We start from the raw sequence: 12,378 nt of genomic DNA on the forward strand, positions 1-12,378 counted from the left end.
TCGTGTTTTAAAATGTAGAATTAGTTAACGCTGCGTTTCAGTGAGTGAAACACTACTTTTAATGAGCCTAATAAGTTATGGATCTATATATCTAGTCATTAAGCAAGTTAATTAAAAGCAGATTTATATTTTAATATTACGCTAGTTAAATTGGTTGATAACGACTTTAGCCACAATAATTGATTGCTAATTAAATGTGCTTCTTGCAGGTTCAATAGTGTTTTGTCATCGATTTTAGTTTTGCCAGCTTCAATTGCCATATCTCTTTTTTGAGATAAATTGTCATATCGATTTTTAAGTTTTAGATGTGCTTGATGTATTTCTTTTTCTTTGGAAGGAACTGAAGTTTTATTGCTTTCTAATTCTGAAGTGCAGTTTTTTAATGTTGAAGAAATGCCGTCTACAATAGTTTCAAATTCTTCTGAAACTAAAGATGTTTTGTGGTTTAAAATATAACTTCCAATAGAGGCTATTGCAGAAAGTATGGTGTGATTTAAGGTTACTATATTGTAAATTAAAGCCGATTCTTTTTGTTTAGATTTTGGATCTTGTGTTAACCGTTGGAAAGCTGCATTTAAATTACTCATTGCTAAAAAGGCTTCTTTTCTAGCCACTTTATATTGCAAGTCATTTGTGTCTTTATCATGGTATAACTTTTTAGTGGCTTCTAAATAACTACTGTTAGATGCAATGACATTGGCTATAACCGAATTCAGGTTTTTGTATTCCCAACTTGGAAATAATAAATAGTTAGCCAATACAGCTATTAATGCGCCTATGATAGTGTCAATAACACGATATTGAATAACAGCAAATGCGTTAGGCTCCATTAAGGCGTAAACAAAGACAATATTTAAAGTTATAAATGCTGCTCCTGCTTTATAACTTTGTTGCATTAATGAGAAAGCAAAGGTTAAGGATAGTACAGCTAACACCATGTAAACTGTCGTATTTTGAGTGATTAAAACAATGGTTGTTGCAATTAGAGCGCCAATAATAGTCCCTATAATTCGATTTTTAGAGCGTTCTTTTGTTAATCCATAATTTGGACGCATAATTACCAGAATGGTTAACACAATCCAATAGGCGTTTTTTAAGTCTAATAAACTACCTAAAACAAAGCCGAAAACTATTGCTATTGTCAACCTTAGTGCGTGTCTAAACATTGGTGATTTTAAACTAATATGCTGTATTAAGATATTAAATCGATACTCTTGAGAGGTTAAAAACTGTTTAGAATCATGAGCTTTTAATGAGGCTTTAGTATTGTTTTTTACTTTGCTTAAAACGCATCTAATAGCTTTTACTTCTTGTAATAGCTGCTCTTGGTAATCATGCAGGTTTCTTAATGTAATAGCGCCTTTTCTTGCTCTCGGTAATGTGACTTCGGTAACGTAATCATGTATTGCATTTTCAGTGTTTTCAAAGGTTTTATTTAGTAACTTAATATCAGGAAGGACTGCTTTTTTTATTAAAATTTCTGATAAAGCAATAAGATGATTGCCCATCACTTTATTCATTTTTTTAAAAGGACTTAAATGCATTTTATGTAAACCAAAGAGTGAATCTATTGTTGAGTAATCCAGTGTGTTTGCTAAAGCCAGCTCAAAAATATCTACTAAAGATATAAACATTAGTAGTCGTCTTTCGTTAGAGTGTGATCTTCCAGAACGTTTTCTGCCTTGTAAAAGTAATTCTCTTAAGGTTTCATGTTTTTCGCTTATTTGTGTTTGAATTATTAATGCTTTTTCAGAAAGCTTGTCTCGTTTGTTTGGTTTGGTTAATAGTTTGGCTCTTATTTTTAGATACTTCCCTGTAAGTCTTAAAGTGTCTGATAATAGTTGGTCATCGTCTTTTTTAGGAAAAAGCCATTGCGATACTAATGATATTATTAAATACCATAAACCGCCAACACCAATGAGTCCAACATGTAATAGAATCGATTTTAAATCGGGTTTCTCTACAGCTAACCCAATCACAATGGCTAATAAACCCGAAAAAGAAATTAGTGACGCTCTAAAGCCATACACCGAAATTAAACTAATACAAAAACTTAAAAAGGCAATTGCAATAAGGAGTAAAACAAAAATGGGTTTCGTTAATAATATTACGCACGTTACCAACATGGTTAGGATTATGCTAATTAAAGTCCCATTAATTTTGCGTTTTAAACTACCGGGAATATCACTTGGTGCATTTAGAAATGTACCAACAGCAATAGAAGGAGCAAATACAAACAAATCAATAATGTTAAAAATTGCTAGCGGTAAAACAATAGCAAAAGTAAGAACAACACCTCTGTAAAAGCTAGAGCCTTTAAAGAATAATTCGGTAGTTTTTAGATAATTTTTAAACTTGGTTTGCATTACCTTGCAAAGGTAAGAGAATTGGGTATAGTAAGTTTTTAGATGTGTTAATTAATAATTATGACCGTGTTATTATAATACTAACAACCCAAAATCTCTCAATTTCTGCATTCCTTTTGAAAACCAAAACAACTCAAAATCTTCAAACTGTGTTTCAAAATCTTTTTTTAATACTGAAAAAGAAAGTGCTTTACCATGTGCAGGTTTTAAGGTGTCAAGCATTTGCAATAGCCATTCGCCTTCAGGTTTATTTAAAGTAATTTGTAGGCTTTCTGTTTTGTCATGAAATGTCATGTCTAACAATTCATTAGTAAACCCTTTTTTAGTTTTTGTGCGTTCAGCAACTAATGGTAAATGTCCTAGCCAAACAATTTTAGCCGTTGGTTTTGTGCTTAATATTGTTTCTGTATTTAAACAATCCTCAATATGATATGGTGTAATTGTGGTTTGCGGAATTTCAAAATCAAACCAGTCTTGTAAATCCATATCAAAACCGATTCCATGCATGAAATTGAATAACGATTTTTTTAATCCGAAGCTAAATTGAGTATGATCAATACCTGTGCTATCTGTAAAATCAATATCGTTATTAGCAAAAGAGATGTCTTTATAATTTGGTGTAATACCATATTCTGAAGGGTTTTGACCAATAGGACTGTGTGCTGTTAAGGCAAACTGATGCCAAAAACCAGATTGTATAATACCCAATTCAAACAATTGTCTAACGAACTCTAAACTATCAACCGTTTCTTGGATGGTTTGTGTAGGATAGCCATACATTAAGTACGAGTGCACCATGATATTGGCTTGCGTAAAATTTCGCGTAACCTGTGCAACTTGTTCTACAGTAACACCTTTGTCTATTAGTTTTAATAAACGGTCTGAAGCCACTTCTAATCCACCAGAAACAGCAATGCAACCAGATGCTTTTAGTAGGTAACATAAGTCTTGAGTAAAGTTTTTCTCAAATCTAATGTTGGTCCACCACGTAACGGTTAATTTTCGTTTTATAATTTCTAAGGCCAATGCTTTCATTAAAGCAGGAGGCGCAGCTTCATCTACAAAATGAAATCCATTTTCTCCAGTTTGAGCAATTAATTGCTCCATTCTGTCCACTAAAAGTGAAGCAGCAATGGGTTCGTAAATTTTTATATAATCTAAAGAGATATCGCAAAATGTACATTTCCCCCAATAACAGCCATGAGCCATTGTAAGTTTATTCCATCTGCCATCACTCCACAAACTATGCATGGGATTGGCGATTTCTATAACAGAAATATACTGATCCAATAACAAATCTGAGTAGTCAGGTGTGCCAACGTCAAGCTGTTTGTAATCTGGTTTTGTGGTGTTGTTTTTATAGGTTGCAATTCCGTTTTCTAATAGGAATGTGCGTTTGAATTGGTTTTCTGAGATTCTTCGCTTTGGCTCTGAGTAACAAACTGCGTTGTGTAGTAATTCTACTGGTAATTCACCATCATCAAGCGTAATAAAATCGAAAAAATTAAAAACTCTTGTATCTGTTACTTGTCGTAATTCTGTATTTGGAAAACCGCCACCCATAGCGATTTTAATGTCTGGATATTTAGTTTTAATAAATTGTGCACATCTAAAGGCGCTATATAAATTCCCAGGAAAAGGCACAGAAAAACAAACCAGTTTTGGTTGGATGGTTTTAAGCCTTTTGTCTAAAAGGTTTAGCGTTAACGCATCAATAAAAGTGGGTTGGTTTTGTAAGCTGTCGTACAATTCATCAAACGCATTAGCACTTTGTCCTAAACGTTCTGCATAGCGACTAAATCCAAAATTGGGATCAATACATTCAATAATAAAATCTGATAAATCTTCAAGATATAAGGTTGCTAAATGCTTGGCTTTGTCTTGCATTCCCATTTCACCAAAAGCCCAATCCATATCTTCTAATTGCTCAAAACGAGAGGCTTGTGGTAAAAAATTTGTAGTACAAATTTGTCTTGCTAGGGTTTGGTTTCTGCCTTGTAAAAATTGAATAACAGCATCTAAAGGTTGTAAATAATCATCTTTTAATGTGTATATACGTTGGCAGTTTTCAGATGAAATGCTATCGTTTTCAATCGCTAAATGGAATAGTTCTTCAAACGTTTTTTTACTAAACAACTCCAAAATCACCTCAATGCCTAAATCCATCTGAAAAGCAGAAATGTCTTTAGTATTTAAAAACCCTTTTAAGTATGCCGTTGCAGGATAAGGTGTGTTTAATTGGGTAAAAGGTGGTGTTATTAGTAAAAGGTCTTTCACAAATTGTATTTTAATAAGAATGACAAAGGTACTTTAAAATTACTCTTTATAATACCAAAAAGGGATCGTTACAATGCTGTTTTTAGTTTCGGTAGTATCCTTTTTTGACAATCGATAAATGTTTAAAACATGTTTTCCTTCACTAACATTTTTTATCGGTAACACGGTTTCAAAACCATCTTGATTATTGTTGTGTTTGGTAAACAAAAAACCAGGATTTGTATACGCTAAGCTATCAATTTTAAAGCTATAAATTTGTGATAGCGTTTTCATATACTCTATTTTTAAGCTGTCTCGGTTTTTTCTAATAGCAGACGACTCTTCAATCCCTCTAATAAAATCAGACTTAAAACCACGAATATCGTTTTCTGGTTTTAATCCTTCGTTAAACTGAAATATAGCATCTTCAACGCGCTCGTTATATTCAATAAATATTGGTAAATAGTAGGTTTTAATAATTTTTGAAGGAATCGAAGCGCTTCTTATAAACATGCCTTTTTCTGTTATGTTTTCATCATAGTTAAGGCTATTTGCAGTATACAGATTAGAACGAGATGAGGATGATAAATAATTAGAGCGTTTAAAACTATAAGTTGCGCCAGCTATGGCAAGAAAGTAAATTGGAACTAATATTAAACTTAAGCGTTTCCCGAATTTATTATCTAAAAAATTATGTACTAAAGGACGGTATAAAAAAGCTAGTGTTAAGTAACTAAATACCCAATAAAACGGAAAATAAATTTTGGAGAGCCTTTTATTCTTTTTTAAATACCCTTGAGATAAAAAATCTATAAAAGTAAATAACATCCCGAAAATCATGAAAACCAATAAAACGATACCTACTATGTTTAATACGGTGTTGCTGTTTGCTTTATCACTAAAAAAGGTATAGACAATAAGACCTATTGCTCCTATGCATAGAAAAACAGAGATAATGTAAAAGATAAGTAAAAACGAAATAGCGAAAATCACACTACAATAATCTTCTAAATTTCCAATATACTTATCAAACGAGCCTATTTTTTTTCTTAAATAGCTATCAAATTTGGGCCTGTAATTTAGTGTTTCATAATCAATATCTCCAGAAACGTAACGCAAACCTAATGCACCAATCCATAAGCCTCTTAATACCACATGCAACAATAAGGTAAACATTAATATTGTACAGGAGGTTAATGCTATCATTAAAGCAATAGACATTACATTATTCTCTTCATTTTGAGCAATGCTAAAGTAAATTTTTAGTGGTTCAAAAGCTTGAGATAATCCATAGACCGAAAACCCAGAAATAATGAGCTCTAGTTGCCAGCTTTCTTGCTGTAACTTATCTAGCCATTCTTTAAAGGCTTTAGATTTGTAATTATTATGCATGGTTTTAGTCTGGTTGGTTGATGTAAATATAATTTAAATTATGAAAACTAATTTTCATTATTTAAAATCATGGCAACCGCTTGTTTGTATTTTACAGGATTACCAGCTTTTTTAATGGCTTTATATGTTTTTTGCGGATTGGAAAACGATTGAGAAAAGAACTCCCAAAACCCTAACATTTTCATTTTAATTGGTGTTGGTCCAGATAAATATTCGTCGTATTGATGGTAAATGGTGTCGTGGAATTCAGAAAAAATGTCCCAACGGTTTTTAGGATATTCTGTAGTGTTGTTTTTAATCATGCTTGGCAAAAAAGGATCTGCGATTAAGCCACGTCCAATCATAAAATGATCAATACTAGGAAAACGCGCTTCCATTTTTTTAAAGGCATCAACACTAGTAATATCTCCATTGTAATATAACTTGTGTTTTGTGCTTGTTAGGCAACGTTCAAAGGCATCTAAATTCACAGGGCCTTTGTATAATTGTTTGCCAATCCTAGCATGAATAGCAATGTTTTTAAGCGGATAACTGTCTAGAATAGGAAAGGTGTCTAAGATTTCTTCAGCATGCTCATAACCCATTCTCATTTTCATGGAGACAGTAATATCACTTTCGTTGTGTGCTTTTTTTAATATCTCATCAATTTTAGTAGGATTACAAATTAAACCAGAACCCATTCCCGATTTTGTAACCATGGGATAAGGGCAGCCTAAATTCCAGTTCAATTCTTTATAACCTAAACTTTGCACATATTTTACAACAAACATAAACTCATCTGCATCAGCAGTCATTACTTGAGGTATAACTTCTAAGGTGGTATTATTTTCTGGTAATAAATCTAATTGATACGATTGCTTGATTTTTAACTTTCCGTTTAACCGAATGTAAGGCGCGTAAAAGGTATCGATGCCTCCAAAATAATGATGAAACGCATTACGAAACCTGAAATCGGTAAAGCCTTGTAAAGGTGAAGAAAGTAGTGTAATAGCCATCTAAAAGTTTAGTTGAGCAAATATAGTTTAAAAACAAAAAACCACTTCAAACAGAAGTGGTTTTTAAAAGATAGAGTTGTTATGTCTTCAGAAATTAAAATCTAAATTTTGTCGTATTACTCAGTCGCATTAGTCAGTGCTTTTAAACCTCCAACTACCGGTAAGGTTAAACGTGTTTTGTCTAAATCGATAATTAACTCAGTTCCTGGTTTTGGATGTATTGTAAACTCTTTATCACTAGAAAAAATAATTAAACCAATGCGCTGTCCAGCACGAATAATTTGATCGTCTGGTTGTAATTTAAAGGTGACATCGTAAAATTCACCTTTTTTTAATGGTTCGCTTTCTCTTAACGATTTATGATTTTGTGGATCTGCCCAACCACGTGTAATAATATTATCTGTAATTATTTTAGCATCATCTTCGTAAGGTAAAGAGACTAACATAATTGATAAATTTGCAGCCGCTTTGCTACTAGATAAGCTAATTGTAACTTCACTTTCACCAGAAAGATGAAGTGCTTCTGTTAACTTTGGTGTTGCGTATAATAATCTGTTATTAGAGTTTGACGCTTGTGCATGGTCTTTAGCCGAAATGGTAAAGTCGTCAACCAAAATTTCGGTCTTTTGTCTTTTGTTTTGCTTTGTTGTTAAAGCTCCCATTGCGTTTCCGCCTTTGTTTAAATACAAAGTAACAGCTTCGGCATTTGGATTAGGATACGCATCGTAAGCAGTTGGCTCATCACGTTTATCATTCTCTCTAACAATCCAAGCTTGTTTGTCTTTTTCAACACCATTTTCAATACCATGTAAATAACGTGTAAACCAACGGTTCATCATTGTCATTGGTGGTGGTCCTCCATGTCCATTTTGATGATAAAACACTTGCGTTGGTAAACCCATTTCTTTGGCTTTTTGGTAGATTCTATTACTGTGTTCTGGCATCACGTTCCAATCGTTAAAACCATGAGACATTAATAAAGCAGCTTTCATAGGTGCCATTTGGTTTAAGTAATCTCTATCGTTCCAAAAGTCGTTTAAATCTCCTGTTTGTCTGTCCATACCGTTTTTCATTTCAGTATCTCTAACGCGTTTATTATTTCCCGCACGTTTATCTTCAGCTCCACTGTGTACAAAATCGTAAAGTACATCAATGTCTTCTCCTAAATAACCACCTGGAGAACGTACTAATCCGTTAGAACGGTAATAATGGTATGAAGACGTATTTGGTGCAATTGGAATAATAGCTTCTAGACCTTCAACTCCTGTTGTTGCAGCTGCTAGAGGTAATGTTCCGTTGTAAGATGTTCCTGTCATACCTACTTTTCCTGTAGACCAAAATGCTGTTACAGGTTCGTTACCATCTCTTTCTGTATATCCTTTTGCTCTGCCACATAACCACTCGATAACTGCTTTTGGTGCTAAAGATTCGTTTGGACCACCAATAGTTGGTGCACCATCAGATAATCCTGTGCCTGGAGAAGATGAGTGTACCACAATATAACCACGTGGCATCCATTTTCTAAGGTGAGAATTCGATATTATTGGACGTTGTCCTCTACGTTTCACTTCTGGATGTGCGCGCTCTTTTCCAATGTCGCCAAGTTCATGTTCAACTTCCCACATAATGCCTGGAACATCTGCTGCTACTCCCGCAAAATAAGGACTTGTAACATAAACTATTGGTAATTTTAAACCTTCTGTTTCTGTTTGTTTTTGTCGTGTTACTGCAACGTGCATGCGGTCTGGTTTGCCATCTTCATCGGTGTCGAAAGTAGTTTCTACCCAAAGATCGTGTCTTATCCAGTTTTCTGGATCGCTAAAACCTTTTACTATTTGTGCTTCTCCATTTTCGAAAACAGGAACGGTTTTGTCTTGTGCAAAACCAATAGTAACGATTAAAAATAAAATTGAAAATAAACGTAATACACTGTGTTTTTTTATCATGATAATGGCTTGTAATTATTGTTGGTACAATTTAGTTAATTTTTTGGAATAGAGTAGTGGTTAAGTGTTAAGGGAATTGTAATTTTTTTTTAGAATGCCTTGTCCTGGAATATGGCTTTAGCTTAAAATTGATTTTATGCGATTAATTTATATACCATAATTGGTGTTGGTAACAGGCTTTTCTTTTATGCTTTTACGTAGTCTAATAATGTTCATGGATTTCTTGACAGGGTCGAGCATAAAAAAACCACCTTAAAAGGTGGTTTAGCAGTGCCGCGAAAGGGATAATTTTTTTTTAAGTGTTTAGCTTTTCGAAGCCAATTCTGCTATGTCTCTTGTGATTTTAGTTGGCGAGTTGCAAAGGCAATTTGATAAAGCAATAACATAAATATCTAAATCAGGGAAATAAACACCCATGGATTTGAAACCAAAAACGGCGCCTCCATGTTCAAAAGTCCTAGTGTTGTTTATAGTTTTAATATGCCATCCATAGCCATAATTAGTATGCTCTCCGTTATTTAATGTGTAATTTGTAAATGCTTTCTCTGTCGTTTCTTTGTTAATTAAAAGGTTGTTTTTTATTGCTTCTTGCCACTTTAATAAATCATCTACTGTAGACATCAAACCACCTCCAGAATATGCTAGCGTAATGCTAAAATTCATTCTGTTAGTATAATTATCATTTTTTTGATAGCCAGAAGCTCTATTTTTAATTATCTGTCTCTGACTGGCATATTGAGAAGCTGTCATGTCGAGTTTTTTAAAAATGTGTTCCTCGACAAAATTACCATAAGACTGTCCTGATATTTTTTCTATTATATACCCTAATATCACATATCCTGAATTATTGTATTCGAAGTCTTCACCAGGAACAAAAGCGATAGCCTCGCTTTTTGAAAAATCAATGAGCTCTAAAGGCGTCAAGTCTTTTTGTGAAATAGCATTCAAACCTTTAATGCGAGTATAATCTTTAATCCCAGACGTATGATTTAGCAAGTGGTGGATCGTTATTGTATTTCCATTTGTAGGGTAGTCAGGAATGAATTTAGTAATCTCGTCATCCAAATTCAATTGTCCTTGTTCCATAAGCATTAGAATGGATACAGCAGTAAACTGTTTTGTTACAGAACCTATTTTGAAAACATTGTCCGTTTGCATAGGAACATTCAATTCTAGGTTCGCAAGTCCAAATGCTTTTTTATAAATGACACTTCCATTCCTGGAAATCAAGTAAGTTGCTCCGGGTCCATTGTCTGGATATTTTGCCTGCAATAAACTATCAATTTTGATTAAGTTTTGCGCATAGCTTATTGATTGGAAATTAAGTGATAAAACGGTAATGACTACTAATAGAGACTTTAAATACATTGGTTTTTTATTATTCTAAATGTTCTGTTATTCGTTGGACGATAGATTAAACATTTAGGTTACAAAATAATGAGATGTTGAAATTATTGAATGCTGTCGTTTCTTTTAAAACCTTTACCATACTTCAGGGATAATAAATACATTCATTTTAAGTCAGCAGCTTCTAATAAAAGAACAGAACCATTACTCATTTTTTTATTAAGAGTGTATTAGCAATCTGTAAACTAGGCTAATTTTTCTTCCTCTACTTTTATTCGAGTTGAATTCTTACGAACATTAAAAAAACACCTAAGGAAAAAACTATATAGTATACTTGCAACGTTATTAATAACTGCAATCACTTTTGCACAAGCACCTTAAGGATTTAATTATCAAGCAGTAGCTAGAGATGCTGCTGGAGATATTATTGCCAATACAACAATTGGAGTTGCGTTTACATTACATGAAACTATTATTGCAGGACCTATTATTTATACTGAAACCCATAACCCTACAACAAATGATTATGGTGTTTTTAATGTAATTATTGGTCAAGGTGCAAGCACAGATACTTTTAATACGGTAGATTGGGCTAGCGATGTGCATTTTATAGAAACCAGTATTGATATTGCAAATGGGAGTACTTATCTAAGCATAGGAACAACTCAATTATTGAGCGTGCCTTAAGCATTACACGCTAAAATAGCAGAAAACGTAGCCAACACCAGTGGTGCAAATACTGGTGATCAAGATATTTCAGGGATCTTAGTTAATACTGTAGCAATTGCTTTAAACACTCCACCAACTTACAACGTAAATACGTTTTATGCAGCCTTAGGCGGTTACGTAATAGAAGTTAGTACCAATGGTAAACATGGTTTGGTGGTTGCTATGGTAGACCAAGGTATTACGATGGTTTGAAGCTAAAGACTTGTTAGGGGAAGCTGTTAATCATGATGTTAATGGTGCAGAATTTACAGACTGGAGAATGCCTGCCAAAAGAGAGTTAAATCTAATACATGCCAATCGCATGAATATCAATGCTTTAAATACTACGTGGTATTGGAGTGCTTCTGAGACTTCTACAACGCTTGCTTGGAGGCAGAGGTTTCAAGATGGAAATCAACACAATTACCTTAAGACTACGACGGCTAATGTGCGTGCTGTTCGAAATTTTTAGGTATTTATCGACACTCAAACAATGCCATGCTCGCGTTTAAACTGTTCTAAGAATATTTTAGTTCCGGCAGAGTCTTGGTGTTCAAGTTCTTCAATAATTCGCAGTACGTTACTTTTGGAATGTACTTCTTCTATTTCTTTTTCTTCATCAAAATCATATCCCATAGATTTAAATAAATCATCTGACCAGTTATTTCTAATGCAGTCAATTACTAAGTGTACACGATTAGTTTGCCCATTATTTACAACGCTATGAGGTAAGTTTATGTTCGCATACCAAGCGGCGCCAGACTGCATGATAATTATGTGATCATTTAATATAAAATGGACTTTATTATTAGTGAGAATAGGTATATGAATGCGAAAAAAACCATCTTCATATCCACTCTCATGATCGATATGTGTATTTATAATGCCGTCAGGAGGAATATTCATTAATCGAATAGTTTCTTTTTTGCATAAAAATGAAGCGATAACTTCTTTGAAGTAGGCACATTCGTTAAGGGCAATCGTATCCTTATAATTTTCAAGATTACCAGGGATTGCTGCAATCCTATTTATTTTTCCTTCTATTGAGCGCAGTGGTAAAATGTAATTTTCACCATCGTAATTTTCTTTTATATAGTTTTTTAGAAAATCAAATTTCATGCATTTTTCCAGATCGGCTAGAAGGAGTTCAGAATTAAACGCAAAAGGCAATTGAAACGAAGCATTCTTTGGAGAATAGTATTTCATATATTCGAAGGTATTGACATAAAGGGAAGTTAAAAATTTCGGGTTTACATGTTTGTTAAACCTCAACGTGTTAGAAATAGGTCACTGGTGTTAAGTCTAATTATTAGTGTGCTTCCTTATCATTACGCGATGGCGGATCGCTCTTTAGGCATAAGAATTTTA

7 protein-coding genes and 1 pseudogene are annotated in these 12,378 nt (G+C 33.5%); 1 reads left to right on the forward strand and 7 read right to left on the reverse strand.

The window, feature by feature from the left end; genetic code table 11:
- Positions 1-107: 107 nt before the first annotated feature.
- The 6 genes from RH82_RS01000 to RH82_RS01025 all read right to left on the reverse strand — a co-directional run bounded on the left by RH82_RS01000 (position 108) and on the right by RH82_RS01025 (position 10,323).
- Positions 108-2,366: an FUSC family protein gene (locus RH82_RS01000; RefSeq protein WP_034057335.1), complete on the reverse strand. Its 2,259-nt coding sequence runs from the start codon at positions 2,364-2,366 to the stop codon at positions 108-110.
- Positions 2,367-2,438: 72 nt separating this feature from the next.
- Complete coding sequence (locus RH82_RS01005) at positions 2,439-4,643, reverse strand: B12-binding domain-containing radical SAM protein (RefSeq protein WP_034057338.1); 2,205 nt, start codon at positions 4,641-4,643, stop codon at positions 2,439-2,441.
- Positions 4,644-4,682: 39 nt separating this feature from the next.
- Positions 4,683-6,014, reverse strand: coding sequence for a hypothetical protein (locus tag RH82_RS01010; protein ID WP_034057339.1), 1,332 nt, complete (start codon positions 6,012-6,014; stop codon positions 4,683-4,685).
- A gap of 47 nt (positions 6,015-6,061) precedes the next feature.
- Positions 6,062-7,009, reverse strand: coding sequence for a tRNA dihydrouridine synthase (locus RH82_RS01015; RefSeq protein WP_034057342.1), 948 nt, complete (start codon positions 7,007-7,009; stop codon positions 6,062-6,064).
- Between the two features lie 116 nt (positions 7,010-7,125).
- Positions 7,126-8,955, reverse strand: a complete 1,830-nt coding sequence (locus RH82_RS01020; protein ID WP_034057343.1) for a Xaa-Pro dipeptidyl-peptidase — start codon at positions 8,953-8,955, stop codon at positions 7,126-7,128.
- 303 nt (positions 8,956-9,258) lie between these two features.
- Entirely contained in the window at positions 9,259-10,323 is a 1,065-nt protein-coding gene (locus tag RH82_RS01025) for a serine hydrolase domain-containing protein (RefSeq protein ID WP_034057346.1), read from the reverse strand.
- An 898-nt stretch (positions 10,324-11,221) separates the two neighbouring features.
- Here RH82_RS01025 and RH82_RS01030 point away from each other — a divergent pair.
- Positions 11,222-11,482 (forward strand): annotated as a pseudogene (locus RH82_RS01030) (Lcl domain-containing protein); the annotation flags it as partial.
- Between the two features lie 14 nt (positions 11,483-11,496).
- On the opposite strand, the gene RH82_RS01035 reads toward RH82_RS01030, so the two are convergent.
- Positions 11,497-12,216, reverse strand: coding sequence for an aspartyl/asparaginyl beta-hydroxylase domain-containing protein (locus RH82_RS01035; protein WP_034057348.1), 720 nt, complete (start codon positions 12,214-12,216; stop codon positions 11,497-11,499).
- Positions 12,217-12,378: the final 162 nt, after the last annotated feature.

The sequence above is a fragment of the Lacinutrix jangbogonensis genome (assembly GCF_000797445.1).
In the GTDB taxonomy this organism is placed as follows: Bacteria; Bacteroidota; Bacteroidia; order Flavobacteriales; family Flavobacteriaceae; genus Lacinutrix; species Lacinutrix jangbogonensis.

Bases quoted from the DNA above. Each gene is read 5' to 3' on its own strand.
- RH82_RS01000 (WP_034057335.1), bottom strand. From the start codon at position 2,366: ATGCAAACCAAGTTTAAAAATTATCTAAAAACTACCGAATTATTCTTT.
- RH82_RS01010 (WP_034057339.1), bottom strand. From the start codon at position 6,014: ATGCATAATAATTACAAATCTAAAGCCTTTAAAGAATGGCTAGATAAG.
- RH82_RS01015 (WP_034057342.1), bottom strand. From the start codon at position 7,009: ATGGCTATTACACTACTTTCTTCACCTTTACAAGGCTTTACCGATTTC.
- RH82_RS01020 (WP_034057343.1), bottom strand. From the start codon at position 8,955: ATGATAAAAAAACACAGTGTATTACGTTTATTTTCAATTTTATTTTTA.
- RH82_RS01025 (WP_034057346.1), bottom strand. From the start codon at position 10,323: ATGTATTTAAAGTCTCTATTAGTAGTCATTACCGTTTTATCACTTAAT.
- RH82_RS01035 (WP_034057348.1), bottom strand. From the start codon at position 12,216: ATGAAATACTATTCTCCAAAGAATGCTTCGTTTCAATTGCCTTTTGCG.